The 17,603-nt window shown below is 38.5% G+C and carries 16 protein-coding genes and 1 riboswitch; of the genes, 9 read left to right on the top strand and 7 right to left on the bottom strand.

The annotated features are described in order from the left end of the window. Positions 1-6: 6 nt before the first annotated feature. From IHV10_RS00465 to IHV10_RS00445, 5 genes are all read right to left on the bottom strand, one after another. A complete protein-coding gene (locus tag IHV10_RS00465) occupies positions 7-1,200 on the bottom strand; it encodes a bifunctional 3,4-dihydroxy-2-butanone-4-phosphate synthase/GTP cyclohydrolase II (protein WP_197126837.1) in 1,194 nt (397 codons plus the stop codon). 11 nt (positions 1,201-1,211) lie between these two features. Further along, positions 1,212-1,859 (bottom strand): riboflavin synthase, encoded by a 648-nt coding sequence (gene ribE, locus IHV10_RS00460; protein WP_197126836.1) that lies wholly within the window; start codon positions 1,857-1,859, stop codon positions 1,212-1,214. A 182-nt stretch (positions 1,860-2,041) separates the two neighbouring features. Then, positions 2,042-2,189, bottom strand: a riboswitch (FMN riboswitch). A 54-nt stretch (positions 2,190-2,243) separates the two neighbouring features. Further along, entirely contained in the window at positions 2,244-3,611 is a 1,368-nt protein-coding gene (locus IHV10_RS00455; RefSeq protein ID WP_197126835.1) for a TrkH family potassium uptake protein, read from the bottom strand. Positions 3,612-3,714: 103 nt separating this feature from the next. After that, on the bottom strand, positions 3,715-4,791 hold the full coding sequence (locus tag IHV10_RS00450) for a hypothetical protein (protein WP_197126834.1): 1,077 nt from the start codon (positions 4,789-4,791) through the stop codon (positions 3,715-3,717). 88 nt (positions 4,792-4,879) lie between these two features. Next, positions 4,880-5,608, bottom strand: coding sequence for a TIGR02206 family membrane protein (locus tag IHV10_RS00445; protein WP_197126833.1), 729 nt, complete (start codon positions 5,606-5,608; stop codon positions 4,880-4,882). 123 nt (positions 5,609-5,731) lie between these two features. Here IHV10_RS00445 and IHV10_RS00440 point away from each other — a divergent pair, with 123 nt between their 5' ends. From IHV10_RS00440 to IHV10_RS00415, 6 genes are all read left to right on the top strand, one after another. Next, positions 5,732-6,352: a YhbD family protein gene (locus IHV10_RS00440; RefSeq protein WP_231618089.1), complete on the top strand. Its 621-nt coding sequence runs from the start codon at positions 5,732-5,734 to the stop codon at positions 6,350-6,352. A gap of 20 nt (positions 6,353-6,372) precedes the next feature. Then, entirely contained in the window at positions 6,373-7,158 is a 786-nt protein-coding gene (locus tag IHV10_RS00435) for a polymer-forming cytoskeletal protein (RefSeq protein ID WP_197126832.1), read from the top strand. 197 nt (positions 7,159-7,355) lie between these two features. Further along, complete coding sequence (locus IHV10_RS00430; RefSeq protein ID WP_197126831.1) at positions 7,356-8,837, top strand: spore germination protein; 1,482 nt, start codon at positions 7,356-7,358, stop codon at positions 8,835-8,837. A gap of 30 nt (positions 8,838-8,867) precedes the next feature. Next, positions 8,868-10,013, top strand: a complete 1,146-nt coding sequence (locus IHV10_RS00425) for a Ger(x)C family spore germination protein (RefSeq protein ID WP_197126830.1) — start codon at positions 8,868-8,870, stop codon at positions 10,011-10,013. 17 nt (positions 10,014-10,030) lie between these two features. Continuing rightward, complete coding sequence (locus IHV10_RS00420) at positions 10,031-10,264, top strand: hypothetical protein (protein ID WP_197126829.1); 234 nt, start codon at positions 10,031-10,033, stop codon at positions 10,262-10,264. 11 nt (positions 10,265-10,275) lie between these two features. Further along, positions 10,276-11,367 carry a GerAB/ArcD/ProY family transporter gene (locus IHV10_RS00415; protein ID WP_197126828.1) on the top strand — a complete coding sequence of 364 codons (1,092 nt, stop codon included), beginning with the start codon at positions 10,276-10,278 and terminating at the stop codon, positions 11,365-11,367. 40 nt (positions 11,368-11,407) lie between these two features. Here the strand turns inward: IHV10_RS00415 and IHV10_RS00410 are convergent, their stop codons facing one another. Then, positions 11,408-12,616, bottom strand: coding sequence for an MFS transporter (locus tag IHV10_RS00410; protein ID WP_197126827.1), 1,209 nt, complete (start codon positions 12,614-12,616; stop codon positions 11,408-11,410). A 155-nt stretch (positions 12,617-12,771) separates the two neighbouring features. Between IHV10_RS00410 and IHV10_RS00405 the strand changes: the two genes are divergently transcribed. Next, positions 12,772-13,128 carry a winged helix-turn-helix transcriptional regulator gene (locus tag IHV10_RS00405; RefSeq protein ID WP_191754703.1) on the top strand — a complete coding sequence of 119 codons (357 nt, stop codon included), beginning with the start codon at positions 12,772-12,774 and terminating at the stop codon, positions 13,126-13,128. A gap of 120 nt (positions 13,129-13,248) precedes the next feature. Further along, positions 13,249-14,706, top strand: a complete 1,458-nt coding sequence (locus IHV10_RS00400; protein WP_197126826.1) for a flavin monoamine oxidase family protein — start codon at positions 13,249-13,251, stop codon at positions 14,704-14,706. Positions 14,707-14,765: 59 nt separating this feature from the next. Here IHV10_RS00400 and IHV10_RS00395 read toward each other — a convergent pair whose 3' ends face one another. After that, on the bottom strand, positions 14,766-15,287 hold the full coding sequence (locus IHV10_RS00395; protein WP_197126825.1) for a DinB family protein: 522 nt from the start codon (positions 15,285-15,287) through the stop codon (positions 14,766-14,768). A 234-nt stretch (positions 15,288-15,521) separates the two neighbouring features. On the opposite strand from IHV10_RS00395, the gene IHV10_RS00390 reads away from it, so the two are divergent. Next, positions 15,522-16,988 carry a SulP family inorganic anion transporter gene (locus IHV10_RS00390; protein ID WP_197126824.1) on the top strand — a complete coding sequence of 489 codons (1,467 nt, stop codon included), beginning with the start codon at positions 15,522-15,524 and terminating at the stop codon, positions 16,986-16,988. The last annotated feature ends 615 nt before the right edge of the window (positions 16,989-17,603 follow it).

Genomic DNA, 17,603 nt, shown 5'->3' with positions numbered 1-17,603 from the left:
CCTGATTTAAAAATGAAGCATATGCCCCAATTTGCTCTTTTTTGTTTTTAGATAATCTTCGTTGTTCTTGTTATGAGGCATCTGAAGCGCCACACGATCGGTCACTTCTAAGTCATACCCTTTTAAGCCAGCAATCTTTCTTGGATTGTTCGTCAGCAGTTTCATCTTACTGATACCAAGGTCCTTTAAAATTTGAGCTCCTATGCCATAATCACGCAGATCTGGCGCGAACCCGAGCTGCTCATTTGCCTCAACCGTATCAAGACCCTCTTCTTGAAGTTTATAAGCTTTCATCTTATTGATGAGTCCGATGCCGCGTCCTTCTTGTCTCATGTACAGCAAAACGCCACGGCCTTCTTTTTCTATCTGTGAAAGAGCTGCGTGAAGCTGTGAACCACAATCACAACGAGCTGAACCAAATACATCACCTGTTAAGCACTCCGAATGAACGCGGACTAAAACTGGTTCTCCGGTTGCAACCTCACCTTTAACGAGTGCAACATGTTCTTTCTCATCTAATACATTCGAAAAACCGATCGCTTTAAAATCTCCAAACTCTGTAGGCAGATTAATCTCTACTTCACGCTTTACCATCTGCTCAGTTTTGTTTCGGTACGTAATGAGGTCTTTGATCGTGATCAGCTTCATATTATGTTGTTTCGCAAGCTCGACTAGTTCAGGAACACGAGCCATCGTTCCGTCTTCTTTCATAATTTCACAGATAACACCAGCCGATTTGCTGCCTGCCATTTGTGCAAGATCGATGGCTGCTTCCGTATGGCCTGCTCTTCGCAACACACCACCGTTTTTTCCGATCAACGGAAAAATATGACCAGGTCGTTTGAAATCAGAAGGTAGGGAATCTGCATTCACAAGCTCACGTACTGTAGACGCTCTCTCTTGAGCCGAAATACCTGTTGTTGTTGAAATATGATCGACGCTTATCGTAAAAGCCGTGCCATGCGAATCTGTGTTGGCTACTACCATCGGTGAAAGATCAAGCTTTAACGCAATTTCTTCTGAGATCGGTGTACACACTAAACCTCTGCCATGTGTCACCATAAAATTAATGGTTTCAGGAGTTATACCTTCTGCGAGTGCTACAAAGTCACCCTCGTTTTCACGATCTTCGTCATCTACTACGATCACAATTTTTCCTTCTTTAAGATCTGCCACTGCTTCTTCTATGGAGTGAAACATGAACTCTCCTCCTAAAATCCGTGCTCTTGTAAGAAATCAAGAGACAGCTTTGACTTTTGTGTAGTTTCTTCTTTCGGCGACAACATATTGTGTACATACTTTGCGAGCATGTCGCATTCGATATTCACGATGTCACCCGTTCCTTTCGACCCTAAGATCGTGTGTTCTGCTGTATGAGGAATCAATGAAACAGTAATTGTACTTTCGGTCACTTCAAAAATAGTGAGACTCGTTCCATCTACACATACAGAGCCTTTCAACATAAAATAACGCATCAGATGGTCAGGTAACACAATCGTATAATAGATGGCATTTCTCTCTGGACGCTTTTCAATGATTGTTCCTGTCCCATCCACATGCCCGGAAACAAAATGTCCACCGAACCGGCCACCTGCAGCCATCGCTCGTTCAAGATTGACCAAATCACGGTTGTTTAACAATCTCAATGTGGATGAACGAAACGTCTCTGGCATAACATCTACCGTGAACTCTCTTTTACTAAAAGAAGTTACGGTTAGACAAACACCGTTAACTGCGATACTGTCTCCAAGGTTTACATCTTTTAATACTTCTTGGGCTGTAACAGTAAGAACAATCGTTTCGTTGCCTTTAGAAATTGATTTTATCGTACCTTTTTCTTCGATAATGCCTGTAAACAAAAAGCTTTCCCTCCCCTCGTATGACGTAAGTATCATCGTAAATATGCATAAGCAGGAGTCCTTTTTTTCTTAATACAAATAACCCCGGAAACAGATTGCTTCCGGGGTTTTAAATGTTAAGAATATAACGAAATAAACCTTTAAATATACCTATTTCAAACACAGGTATTCTAAAAGTGTTCACGTTCCTTCTCCCATCCAGACTATACTGTCGGCTTCGGAATTGCACCGAATCCACCGTTTCTGCTACATGCAAAACCGGGTCACGGACTGAGAGGCTGAAGCCTCATCACCGCCGGTTGGGAATTTCACCCGACCCCGAAGGACTTATTTACTTATGTTCATTATAAGTAAACAGCAGCGTGAATTCAAACGTGATCACTTTTATTGGCCAATAATTAATTTTTCTTTCGGGTAATGAATGTGCTCTGTAACCACTTTTCCTCGGATAATGAACAAGAATGAAAGTACGCCAATTCTTCCAATAAACATCAGAAGCATTAAGATCACTTTACCTGTTGAGCTCAACTGACCTGTAATTCCAGTGGAAAGCCCTGTAGTTCCGAAAGCTGAACATACCTCAAAGAATAAGTACTCGATCGGCATAGGGTCAGTAATCGCTAAGATAATAGTGGATGTCGTACAGAGCACCATCGCAACGATAATAACAATAAACGACTTGTGTATATCTTCAGGGTATATCTCACGCTTAAAGATTTTTATCGTGTTTCTACCCTTCGCATAAAAGAGGATTGCTAATAATGCTACAGCAAAAGTCGTCGTACGAATCCCCCCACCTACTGAGCTTGGAGAAGCACCAATAAACATCATCACTCCTAAGAAGAGAAGTGTTGGTACTGTGAATTCCGAGACGTCCATCGTGGATAGGCCTCCACTTCGTGTGGTAACAGACTGAAACAACGAATAAAAGATTGTTTCATGCCAAGACTTACCTTCGAAGAATGCATTCATCTCTAGTACATAAATCCCTATGGCTCCTGTAATAACTAATAACGCAAATGTAGTTGTTGTAACTTTCGTAAAAAGAGTGAACGTATAACGCTCTAAATACTTACGCTCTTTAATAAAGTTATTGATCTCTACTAATACAGGAAATCCAATAGCACCGGATGTAATCAAAAACATCGTAACGATCTGAACAAGATAATCATGACGAAACGGGATCAATGAACTTCCCGTTATATCAAAACCTGCATTCGTTGTTGCTGTAACTGCTGCGAAGAATGCGTGATAGAGCACTTCTATTTCTGTATCATAATAAGGCTGAAACAAGATAAAGAACAATACTGTTCCTACGATTTCAATTCCAATAATGAGTGTTAGTATTTGCTTCATCAACTGAACAAGCCCAGCAAGTGTAGATTGATTCTGGTCTGTCATAATCAATTGACGCTCTCTCATCCCAATACGTTTACCGATTAAAAGCCAAATGGCTGTACCGAGCGTCATAACGCCGATCCCACCAATCTGCACGATGATGGCAAGAAGGACGACTCCAACTTGATTAAACGTTTCTGAGATATTAACAGAAGTTAGACCTGTTACACTAACTGCACTCACGGCGGTAAACAGGGCATCGATAAATTTCAACTCTACTCCTTCGTTATGACCGACCGGCAAGCTTAAAAGAATAGTCGCTACTAAAACGGACAATAAATAAAAGATGACGATTAGCTGAACGGAAGTAAGAAATGATTTTTTTTGTTGTGAAGTTGCTGTATTTTTAAACATATATTTTCACCTGTCGAAAGGATTTTTCTGTAACCTTCTGAAATCTTAACAATAGCATTTCCATTTAACAAGGTGAAATTGAACATTTGCTAAAAAAAGACTGTTAATCTTCTAAGTTACATTCTTCATCAGCCATTCTCTTTTCAATAAGCCTCATTAATTCAGCGGGGTTATCTACTTTAATAACTACCCTTGTCACGTTCTTCTTAAATCCATATATGATATCTGACCTTACAGGTTTTTTCAACAGCAACTCAATATTCGGTTTTTCCGGAATAAAATCACTTACTCGGGCTTCAAACGTATACTTCATTTCTGCTGCACTCAACTCATCTGGTCCTTCATACGTTTTCCATTCTTGGATGTATTTAAACGGCAGATCAAGGCTTTTAATAAATCCTATATTCAGTATCAACGATTGATTTGTAACGATCAAAGGGACTTTTTTTACAGCTTGCATCTGACCGATGAGAAAAAGAATAGAGTAGATGTTTATAAATAATAAAATCAAAGAGACTGTATGGTTCCATTGACTGAAGAAATAATGAAGACCGACTGATTCGATGATAAGCGCATGGATCAACATGAGCTGGAGAGCTACATAACTTGTATTCTTATGGAGAGTAAATGTTTGTCCAGTCATCACAGGTGCTTTTCGCCAGGAAAAGAAAGCATAATAGAACATCGTAACTTCACTGACGAGAGAATCGATCAAGCGACTTTGTGCGAAATGAAGATTTACAGCGTGTTTGATTTTCAATAAAAACGGTAGATCAACAGCTAAGTCACGGTACGACTTCTTTACTTTAGGTAACTTTCTGCACACGATAAATAGTAAATAAAGCTCAATAGAGATAAAACCCGCTTCTAAAAGAAGTAGAGCTTTCGGAATAAATGATACAGATTTCAACAGATCATCTGGAATGATAAATGAAGCGAAAGCATAACTCACTAATGCGACAAGCAGTGTCAGCTTCCATGAGTATCTTTTACGAATAATAAAGTAATAGGTAAGTAGAGGAATAACGAGAAGAAAATCAAACATAGAGCCAATGAGCACAGAAGTAGGTATGGGTTGGAAATAAGTTGTCTGATAAAGAAGTACATTGCTGCCAATGACCAATAAGCTAAGAAATAGATAAGGTATCCACCTGATCGGCCTGTTCATGGTTTCAATCATAAAATCCCTCCTCACTTCCATTATACAATAAATACCATTTCTTTCTTCCTTTGCATGATTTTGTCACAAAAGGTACAAAAAAAGGACCCTACACCTCAAACGGTGGATGGTCCTCTTTCGTGTGATTTAGCTTTTCTTTAACCGGAATAAAAACAAGCAGACATAAACAGAAAGCGACTAGTTCTAGTGAAAGGATATACCACGGATACGGTCCTAAGTAATCTAGAAGCGAAGCATTCGTTGGTTTCTCTAGCAAGAACATATAGTTTGCATCAATAGTCACATCTACAACATAGACACCTATAGCATAAATGTTCAGCCATAAGAATGACTGAAAAAGAAGATGCCAGCTAATGGTATAAGATCTTACAATCGCATAGTATAGAGCTGTCCAAACAATAAAAGCATGAGCCATAAAATATTGGATGAATCGAAAATGCCAAGGCTCTTGAAATAACTCTGGTGTAAGTAATCCTTGTATGGCACCTGTTAAACCAAAAAGGTAGACAAAAGCAAAAAGTCTCCGATTATCCGTTAAGAGTAACAACACGGACAACAGAATGTTAAAACTACATAGCTGCAAAGGAAGGAAAATATGAAGGTCCCATAAGTCATTATGAACGGCCCATATGTGATATGAACTTTCTGAGACTACAAGCCCTGTGATCAAGACTTTCTTCCATAATTGCATCTTCCTCATACGTATCCGATAGCGGTACATACCCATACTCACAAAAAGGATTAACATTAATAAAAGCACATGCTCCCATTGGAACATCCTAAAACCAGAAGCTCCTGCACCAAACCAATTTTCCATTGAACCCCTCCACCTTCTACCTACTATTATTCAAAAATCTTCGTGCACTTTCCTTTGTATACTTTTAAATTTTATTGCGTAGCGTAACAGTGTTATGTTACATTACTAATAAGGAGGTTAATCATGGAAAATCTAATCTCAAAGAAAGATCTATTAGAAGAAGCAAATATATCTTACGGCCAGCTATACAGATGGAAAAGAAAGAACTTGATTCCTGAAAACTGGTTCATTCGAAAATCTACCTTTACAGGCCAAGAAACATTCTTTCCTAAAGATGATATATTGCTGCGCATTGAAAAAATTAAAACTTTAAAAGATGATTTATCACTCGATGAACTTGCTGATATGTTCTCTCCTTCCCCGACACTCACTTCATTATCAGCAGAAGAGCTCACCAAACGTAACATTGTTTCTCATACAGCAGTAGAGATGTATAACAACTTTCATGGTCCTACTCATTCGTTTTCATTTAATCAGTTATTAACTTTATATGTATTGAATTCATTGCTGCAAACGGGCGATGTAAATCGAACAGAAGGCGTAGACCTGTTGAAGCTTTTTGATGAACATGCACAGAGCACAAAGAACAGCGAAAGTGAATTAATCTTTATTAGAAAAATGGGCGTTTCATTTTTTATCCTCACACCAGAACCGGCCAACCTTCTATTAGAGCCTCAAGCAAAGAAAATCGCTCACTATAAACTGAGTCAGTGCATGGAAGAACTAAAACTTAAGCTTTCTTAATAATTGGAGGAGGAATAGCAATGGAACGAACTCAGTTAAAGAATATTAGTATTTCCGGATCAGGAACTTCTTCTGGTGGCGAGTTTCATCAAGTAAAGGTTAACGGAAGTGCACATATATATGGCGATCTCATATGTGAAGAGTTTAAATGCAACGGAAGTGCACATTTAGAGGGAAACATTACTACTGATACGGCCAAAATCAATGGATCAACCCATTTCGAAGGCGATGTAGAAGTGAAGGAAATGACGATTAACGGTAGCACAGACATCGATGGTCACCTTCTTTGCGACGAATTAAAGGTTCAAGGCTCCTCTTCTATTAAGGGGGATGTAAAAGGAAAAGAAATCATCGTTCGCGGCTCTGCCTCTGTACAAGGAAATGTATCAAGCGACGAAGTAGACGTAAAAGGACAAATTAAAATAAAGGGAGATTGTGAAGCTGAATCTTTTGAAGCACGCGGCAATTTTAAGATAGATGGTCTCTTAAATGCAGGGACGATCGACGTAGAACTGCTACGTCATTGTGAAGCTAAAGAAATTGGCGGCGAGAACATCACAGTTAAAAAGACCCGGGATGCATCTGGCTTTAAAAAGCTGATTAAATTTTTTATGAGCAACCACACGGATCAACTAACGGCAGAAGTGATCGAAGGCGACTACTTATATCTTGAACACACACACGCTGAAGTAGTACGCGGAAACACGATAGAAATCGGTCCCGGCTGTAATATAAAAAGAATTGAATATAAAACAAGTTTAGAAATTGATCAAAATGCCAAAGTGGAAACTCAGGAAAAGATTTAATCATGACTCTCTCGTTCAATATGTAAAAGCTACCTTGTTTATCTGGTAGCTTTTTTATTTCGCACGTTTCTATAATCTTCCCTCATCTGAAAAGGAAATCCACAGCTTTCATCCACCCTTCATGTCTTTCATGGTAAATAATGTATAGATTCTTATCCTTCATCAAACATTATAGGATAAGGCAGGTGTTAGCAATCATGGATACAACCAAAGTAGAAGTTCCTATTAACAAAGATCTTCAAGCAAATGATGAATATATGCGTAATCTTTATAAGAACTGTGATGATATTAAGATCAGGCACTTTCAATTTGGTTCAGATTACAAACAAGAAGCTCTTGTTGTACATTGTGACTCTCTCGTCCAAGAAGAAAAGTCCAACCTGCTTCACCAGGTACTTAAGGATATGCCCGATTTTGAGGCAGCCCTTTCACTTGATGTTTCGGTTCAACAGATAAAGGTCTTTTTTGAGAACAAGGGCGTCTCATCAAGACCTGTTATGTTACTAAAAAACTACAATGAATTAAATGCCAATATCGTCAATGGCCATATTGTTTTGATTTTTGATAAATGGGATTTAGCTCTAAGCTTTGATGCATCTTCTGTAGAAAAAAGAAGTGTTGCAGAACCACAGAACGAGGTAGTTGTTGTTGGCCCTCGAGAAGGTACGATCGAAAACCTGCAAAAGAACCTTGGTTTGATTCGCTCTCGAGTAAAGACACCCAATCTTAAATTTATTTTTAAACAAACGGATGGCAAGTCTAATACGAAATTTGTTTATGGCTATTTAGATGGAACTGTTAAAAAGGAAATGCTTGAAGAGTTTGAATTAAGAATCAACAAAATTAAAAACGAAGAAATTTTAGAAACATCCTATATCGCTGAATTAATTGAGGAATCGTCCGTTACTCCCTTCCCTCAATATCGATTTACCGAAAGACCAGATGTTGCTTCAGCCTCGTTATTAGAAGGCAAGATTATAATTCTAATGGAAGGAACAGGAACGATCGTTATCTGTCCTGGATTGTTTAATGAATTTTTCCAATCTGCTTCCGATTATTATCAACGATCTGTTTTTTCATCCATCATCAGGTTGGTACGATTTATTGGCTTTATTTTGAGCCTGGCTTTACCTAGTATCTATATCGCTTTGACTACTTTTCATTCTGAATTAATACCGACCGTTTTATTGATCGCTCTCTTAGATACACGAGAAGGGATACCCTTTCCTGCAATCATAGAAGCTTTAATCATGCTGTTTTTTTTCGAACTCTTACAAGAAGCAGGGGTCCGGCTACCTAAACCTATTGGATCAACTGTGAGTATCGTTGGAGCACTAATTATCGGAGAAGCTTCCATTAACGCTGGACTCGCCTCACCGATCATGATTGTTGTTATTGGATTGACGGGAATCGCATCCTTTTCTATCCCTTATTATGATTTTGGCTTTGCTGCACGTTTGTTGCGAATACCATTAATGTTTCTAGCAGCTATTATGGGAGGCTTCGGTCTGTTTCTTGGATTTATTCTTATCTTCCTGCACCTGTCTAAATTACACGTTCTGAAGGAACCTTATCTTGGTACGTTCACTCTTAACAGTACGTCACTACTAAAAGACGGATTCTTTCGTTTGTCATTGAAAAAATTATTAAAGCACCGAAGTACTGGAAAAGGTTTATAACGCCAATATCTTATAAAGGGAGGGATTACTATGCAAAAGCTAATTAAATACATCGTTGCCTCCTCCCTCCTTTTTTTATCTGGTTGCTGGGATCATGCCGAGCTTACCGAGTATGTTTTCGTTCAATCGCTAGCTGTCGACCAAAAGAAAGATGGAACCATTAAACTCACCACACAATTTTATAAGCCTGCTCCTAAGATCGCTTCTGCTGGTGGTGGCGGTGAATCATACTTTAACCTTGAAACGGAAGCAAAATCCGTTTTTGATGCTATAAGAGATGTGACCATTCATTTGGGAAGAAAAGCAAACTGGGGGCATGTTCGTTTTATTGTGATTAGTGAGAAAGTCGCCAAAAAATATTATCTCGGTTCTGTTTTAGATTTCTTTTACCGTGATCATGAACCGAGACTCTTAACAGGTGTTGCAGTAACTGAAGGAGTTGCGGCAGACTATTTAAAAGAAAAACCACATGTAGAAAATACGGTGAGTGAACAATTAAACGAAGTCACTAAAACAGGGAGCAAATTTAGTGCGAAAACCTATCCCGCTAATTTATTTACAATTGGAAAACAGCTACATAGCGAGGTGGATACGGTGTATGCTCCCTATCTAAGAAAGGAAAAAGAAAAAGAGAACAGTATTTTTGTAGATGGGCTTTCTATCTTTCTAGGTGGGAAGCTGAAGACGACTATTACAAACAAAGACACAAAATCGCTCATGCTCGCTCTTAATAATTTTCAGTATGGAATCATTGGTATTCCTTGTAAAGGGAGTAAGCTGCAGGAGTCATTTGAAATCACAGAATCACATACAAACACATCTTTTGCGATAAAAAACGATGTTATACATTACTCACTTAGACCAAAGCTTCAAGCTAGTATAGGTGAATTAGAATGTACAAACATTGAAACAAAACAACAACTAGAAGTTCTTCATGCAAAGTTAGAAAAACAATTGAACAGTAACTTAATGACATTATTAAAGCACTCACAAAAAAAGAATATAGATATTATCGGATTAGGAAACCATATCTATCGCAGTAATCCGAAAGAATGGCAGAGAATAAAAAAAGAAAAGATACCTTATTACAAAGACGCCGTATTTCATGTTAAATCGGAAGTTAACATCCTAAACACAGGAACTGATATAAGCAAACCTTTTCATAAAAAACAATAGGATGATGAGGAATCACTATGATTGAAAAACTCATTTTAGGAAGCTTAGTCGTATTATTATACTTCGACTATCAAACGTTGAAACAAGATAAAAAGTCAAAAAAAATCTATTTAATGATGTCTATTCCGGCAGGGTACATGCTCTACTCTTATCTTTCCGGGCGGAACCTTCCTAACTTAGATGAAGGATTTCAGTTAATACTTGGTCCTATTGCTGAAGTTATCACTTCATGGCTGCAAGTAAAATCATAAGGAGTCCCTTTATGCACACAGGAAAAATTAGTTATTGGCAAATGGCAGTGTTATTTCAAGTGTATATGACGGGTTCAGCCCTTATCAATATCCAAGGGCCGATGCTAGCTGCTGCTCAAAACAGTGCTTGGATCGCCATGCTTCTTGCTAACTTAGTTGGTTTTGTCATCTTATATCTCGTATTAACTCTTCACAACGAATATCCTGATCAATGTTATGTGAACCAAGTTCGCCTAACACTCGGAAACGTGATGACCTATCTACTCATCATCCCTCTGTTCTTAGTCATGTTGTATATCACAGCAAACATTGTATATGGAATGGGACAATATTTTACAACCTCGATGATGAGAGAAACACCGCTCTTCATCTTTCATCTACTCATCTTAATCACTTCCAGTCTAACTGCAAAAGCTGGAATTGAAGTAATGGGTCGCATGTTTCACCTATTGATGTATATTCTGTTTTTCATCTTTATCATCATGTTAATCCTGCCCTACAACACGTATGAGATCACTAATCTGCTTCCTTTAGCTCCACAAGGCTTTAAGCCGATATTACATGGTGTTTATGTCGGTTTTGGATTTCCTTACATGGATGTATTATTCTTCGCTATGATTATATACTTGGTAAAGCAAAAGCCCGGGCAGTCCATTAATAAATGGCTTTATTTAGGTTTGTTCATAAATGGAATCGTACTCACATTAACAATTCTCTGTTCATTAATGGGGCTCGGACCTTTAGTATTTCTTAAGAAATTCCCGCTTCATGTTCTGGCTCAGCTGATTAGCATTGGAGAGATTGTTGAGCGTGTAGAAGCGATCTTTGGCATCGCACTAATTCTAGGAACATACATGAAGATCTCTTTATTGTTGTTCATACTTGATCAAGCTCTCTCCACTCTATTTAAAGTAAAAGCTACACATTTTATTTATATAATCTCAGCGGTTGTGCTCTTACTCTCTCTTACGATGTACAAAAACGAAATTGAACTAGGAGAATCTGGATCCTTTTTGCAGACCACTGTAACATTTTTCTTTGGGTTCTTGCCCCTTTTACTTGTAGTCATAATAGCTAAAGTGAAAAATAAAAAAACTGCTTAAAAAAAGAAGGCAACCAAAGTAGCTGCCTTCTTTTTCACTCTTAAATTGTTCTTTTTTCAAGTGACGCGCTCCATGCCGTTAAGAGAACTGCACCAAACACCATTACTCCGCCGATCCAAGGTGTATGAATGATGCCGATGGAATCGACAATGAGCCCTCCAACAAATGCACCAATAGCGATACCTAAATTAAATGCGGCGATATTAATAGCTGACGCAACATTTACTGCAGAAGGTACATATCTTTCAGCAAGTTTCACAACATAAACTTGTAGACCCGGAACATTCATAAACGCTAAAAGTCCTAATAAGAAGATAGTAATCGTTCCAGCTACTTTAAAAGGTGCTGTAAATGTTAAGATCACTAAAATAACAGCTTGAATAACGAACATCCAAAACAAAGCTTTGATCGGATTTTTATCTGCCGCTTTGCCTCCTACTGTATTCCCAATCGCAACAGCAATACCGTAGCCTAACAAAATCCAGGTGACCGCTTTAGGAGCGTAGCCTGTTACATCTTCTAAGATCGGTGCTAAATACGTAAATGCTACAAACGTTCCACCGTAACCAAGAGCTGTGATCGCAAATGCTAATAATAATCGACCGTTTTTAATAATCTTGAGTTGATCTTTTAAACTTGATGGTGGTGCTTCTTTCAAATTCTTCGGAACTAAGATGGCACTAGCGATGATGGCAACAACACCTAAGAGTGCAACTGCCCAAAACGTAGCTCTCCATCCGAAGGTTTGTCCGATAAATGTTCCAAGCGGAACCCCTGTTACGGTTGCAACAGTAAGCCCCGTAAACATGAATGCGATCGCACTTGCACGTTTATGTTCGGGAACTAGATCCGCAGCGATTGTTGCACCTATAGAAAAGAATACACCGTGAGAAAATGCTGTGATGAATCGCGCGATCAGAAGCAGCGTAAAACTTGTTGAAACTGCTGCAACCATGTTACCTGCGATAAAAACGACCATTAACAGAAGTAACAACGACTTTCTGTTCATTTTATTCGTTAACGCTGTAAGGACCGGTGCTCCAAATGCAACACCCATCGCATATCCTGATATGAGTAAACCTGCTAATGTGATTGATATGTTTAGATCAGATGCTAATGAAGATAAAAGTCCTACAGGTACAAACTCAGTTGTACCAATACCAAATGCCGAAATGGCTAATGCTAATAATGCCGGAAAACCACCTTTTGACTTCGACCCGCTTTCCGTTTGAACGGCTGTTGAATTCATCTATAAATCCCTCCATTGATTTTAGTTGGTGAATGAACTAGTCATTCGGTTGACTTGATGTTATTATGAAATATACGCAAACTAAAAGTAAGTACGCACTTTAAAGTAATGTAGGTACTTAAAAGTAACAATTACGATATAGAGGTGATTTTGGGATGAAAAAATACAATATACCTGTAGAAGCTGCACTTGAAGTGATCGGTGGAAAGTGGAAAGTCGTCATCCTCTGCCATCTTATTAAAGATAAAAGAAGAACCGGTGAGTTGAAGCGGTTAATGCCAGGAATTACACAAAAGATGCTCACACAGCAGCTTAGAGAACTTGAAGATGATGGAGTTATCCTCCGAGAAGTATACAATCAGGTTCCTCCACGAGTTGAATATTCTCTTACTGACTACGGTTGGTCGTTAAAAGGAATATTAGATTCACTATGCGCTTGGGGTGAGCAGCATATTGAGAAGACTTATCCGAATAAAGAGGATGTTTTAGTTCAGACAGAAGAACTAGTATAAATTTAGAGAAATGGCAGCCATCATTGGCTGTCGTTTTTAGTTTTAATTACAAAATAATATTCTTTAATAATTTTTAATACATTGTTAAAAGGAATGAACGTTCATTTAGGGGGATTTGTGATGAATTCGAACCGTTTAACAGTTGAGGGAATGCTGGATATTATACAGAACGGTTTACCCATGACAAGCTCTCCAAAGAGGATGATTGTCGTCGGTGCAGGAATGGCTGGACTTGTTGCAGCCACACTTTTAAAGAACGCTGGACACGAGATCATCCTTCTAGAATCTACCCACAGAGTTGGTGGGCGTATTTACACAGTCAGATCACCTTTTACCCACGGTAACTATTTTGAAGCAGGTGCTATGCGTATCCCTGAGATGCATAGGCTTGTTTTGGCATATATCAAGAAATACAACCTTGCCATTAATGAATTTGTTAACAGCAATCCTCATGACCTTCTTTTGGTCAATGGCATTCGAACCACTTATGATGCTTATGAGAAAAATCCTGATATCTTAGGTTTTCCTGTCTTAGAAAATGAAAAAGGAAAAACTGCTGAAGAGCTTATCGCTTATGCTGTACAGCCGATAGCAGATTTTATTGATCGTGATCCTGATAAAAACTGGCCGATCATCATTCAAAATTTTCAATCATACTCACTTGATAATTATTTGCGCAACAACCCTTACGGAAGATCATTATCTGCTGGAGCGATTGATATGATTAAAGTGCTTCTATCACTAGAAGGTCTTCCCGAGCTCTCACTTTTAGAGATGCTTCGAGATATCTTAATCATTTTCAAAAAACCTCCTCTTAAATACTTTGAAGTTACAGGTGGTTACGACCAGCTACCTCGTGCTTTTCTTAGAGATTTACGGCACCACATCTATTTTGGTCAAAAGTTAACAAGACTAGTGCAGACAGAATCATCCGTTAAACTGTATACAGAAAGTCCGCAAACCTTACATCGTTTTTCTTTTGAAGCTGACAAGGTATTACTTACACTTCCGTTCTCGGTACTTAATTTTGTTGAATTCGAACCATATAATTCTCTCTCCTATCTTAAAAGGAAAGCTATTCGGGAGCTTCATTATGTGCCCTCGATTAAGATCGGAATTGAATTCAAACATCGTTTCTGGGAAAAGAACGGTCTATCTGGAGGGAAAACCGTCACGGACCTGGCATCGCGCTTCACTCATTATCCGAGCCGTATCAGAGAAGACATCCCTTCAGGTGTCGTGATCGGAAGTTATACGTGGGAAGATGATACGTTCCCTTGGAGAAGCTCATCCAACGAAATGAAGATTAAAGAAACATTAAAATATATTGCTCAGTTTCATGGTGACTCCATCTATCAGCATTTTGTTACAGGATTTAGCCACGATTGGTCCACAGATCCAAATGCAGGTGGATGCTTTACAATGTTTAAGCCATACCAGGAATTAGAATTGTTTGAAGCGATTAAAGCTCCGGAGGGAAGACTGCACTTTGCCGGCGAACATACTACACTCAAGCACGGCTGGGTTGAAGGAGCTGTGGAGTCAGGCATCAGAGCTGCAATTGAGATGAATGAGTAATTCTATTCACAGAAGAGAGCCGATATCAGGATGACATCGACTCTCTTTTAAACATGTGTTTAATTTTTGGTTAAGTATCGCTCTACAATAATATGACGATGGTGTATCTCATGACCGGCTATGATCATCATTAGAGCACGAGTGGTAACAGGATGCCCATTTGCCGTTCCTTTCCTTTCTAAAGCCTTCTTGTTCAAACTTTGAATAAGTTGTATGGTAGCCAAACGCACTGCAACAAAATTTTCTAGCAAATCTCTCACCTCGATTTCATCGAAGCCGGCTTCCTGTACATAAGCATTTTCATCATATCCAGGAAGTGAGTTTTTTTCTCCTCGTGCGATGGAAAGTAAACGATAACTCATGATTCTCTCCGTATCTGTAATATGGCCGATCACTTCTTTAATGCTCCACTTCCCTGTTGCATAGCGGTAGGAAAGTTGTTCATCATTTAACATGCTTACGATTCCAACTGTTTCTTGCATTTGATTCGTTAGTACTTGAACGATATCCCCTTCAGGTACTAAGCTTACATACGCCTTATAGTAATCGGCGTAATCATAACCTTCTGTTATCTTCTCCATATCCTCATCCCTTCCCCTTATGCAAATCATATAATTGTATTTTTCTACTAATGCTCCAAAAAAACAAGAAATTCAATAAAAATGAAAGAATAAAACTTATTTATACGCTTACATTCTGTTACTTCATTTTTACTATACATGTTATAATCAAACGCGTTGACATCGGACCCCGACTTTCATGAGAGTTGAAAGTCAAAAAACAGTTTTCATCATAAAGAAAGAGGTGTGTTTCTGTTGGATCTTAATAAAATAAAACAGGAGTGGTTTGGGAACATTCGCGGAGATGTTCTTGCCGGCCTTGTAGTCGGATTGGCTCTTATTCCAGAGGCGATCGCTTTCTCCATCATTGCAGGTGTAGACCCTATGGTAGGTTTATACGCCTCATTTTGTATTGCCGTTGTAATTGCCTTTCTAGGCGGAAGACCTGGAATGATTTCAGCCGCAACCGGAGCTATGGCTCTTGTCATGGTCACCCTTGTTGCAGAACACGGACTGCAATACCTTTTAGCAGCAACCGTGCTGACAGGTGTAATCCAAATACTGATCGGAGTATTAAAGCTCGGGAAATATATGAAGTTCATCCCTCGTTCAGTGATGGTCGGATTTGTTAATGCACTCGCCATTCTAATATTTAGTGCCCAGCTTCCTCATTTTGTTGGAGAGTCATGGGTAATGTACGCTATGGTTGCAGGAGCTTTAGCTATTATTTATCTTTTCCCGAGAGTCACAAAAGCTGTGCCTTCTCCTCTGATCGCCATTATCGTGATCACCATCATAGCTGTTATGTCAGGTTCAACGGTACGAACGGTAGGCGATATGGGTGAATTAACTCAAGCTCTTCCAATGTTTTTAATACCTGATATCCCATTAACATTTGAAACATTACAGATCATTTTTCCATACTCATTTGCTTTAGCTCTGGTTGGACTTTTAGAGTCTCTACTTACTGCTCAGATCGTAGATGATATGACAGATACGGATAGCGATAAAAATAGAGAAGCAAAAGGACAAGGAATCGCGAATATTGTTACAGGATTCTTTGGAGGGATGGCCGGCTGTGCAATGATTGGTCAATCGGTTATCAACGTTAAATCTGGTGGCAGAGGAAGACTTTCTACATTTGTTGCTGGAGCATTCTTAATGATACTAATCATCCTGCTCAACGACCTGCTATCGATGATTCCAATGGCCGCGTTAGTTGGAGTTATGATCATGGTATCCATCGGCACTTTTGATTGGTCTTCTTTAACAAAGCTTCATAAAATGCCTAGAACTGATGCTGCTGTTATGATCGTGACCGTCGTTACAGTGGTGCTTACTCATGATCTTTCAAAAGGAGTTCTAGCCGGTGTTATCTTAAGTGCACTGTTCTTTGCCGCTAAAATTTCAAAAGTTGAGATTTCCTCTAAGGTTGATAACAATAATAAATTATATATCGTAAAAGGACAGTTATTCTTTGCATCTGTAACAGATTTTGTTTCACAGTTTGACTTTTCAGAAGATGTAGAGCTTGTTACAATCGACTTGTCGCAATCTCATGTTTGGGATGATTCTGCAGTAGGTGCTATCGATAAAGTTATCTTAAAATATCGCCAGAATGGAACAGAAGTTCAAATCACTGGACTCAATGCATCTAGTCAATCACTGATAAAGAAACTTGCCATACATGATAAAACAGAGGTGAAAATGACAGCACATTAAAAAACGTCTTCTTAATAAACATAAACAAAAATCTTCAAGAGGGTACACTTCATGGTGTACCTTTATTGCCGCCTTAAATAATTTGAATATTTTGAATTATTATTGATGAAGGCGTATACTTTTAGGTAGAACTGCCATTAAAACGTTGAAAGGACGCTGAGCACTTGATGATTAACGAAACAAAATATCGTCATAAAGCCTTTGATCAGCTCTTCCATTCCGAAGTGGAGAAAAACGATAATAATCATTTGATCTTCAATTATGGCATTGCCCTTTTAGGAGTACTCACTATCATTCTTACTAAATATTTCTAGAGAATCTTGAGTTTTCTGTTCGCTTAATCTCTCTGACTTTTAAAACAATACCAAAATTTTCAAGCAGAATAGTCTAACATACACGCTATCATTGAATTATTCCATATAATATAAGAAGAAATCTATGTCTGTCATATATAGGTCGGCATTTTCTCTTAACCCTACTTAAACATAAGGATTGAACCATCTTCTGATGAGTTCGATGCTTTTTTTTTCCATTGAGAGCAAAAGACTACTTTCAATTGATTTATCTGGTATAAAATAAACATATTCACCTAAGTAACCGACAAAATACGTATGA

Origin of the sequence: Fictibacillus sp. 5RED26 (assembly GCF_015903895.1) — a bacterium.
Classification (GTDB): Bacteria; Bacillota; Bacilli; order Bacillales; family Fictibacillaceae; genus Fictibacillus; species Fictibacillus phosphorivorans.
This window is presented reverse-complemented; position numbering and strand designations above follow the sequence as displayed.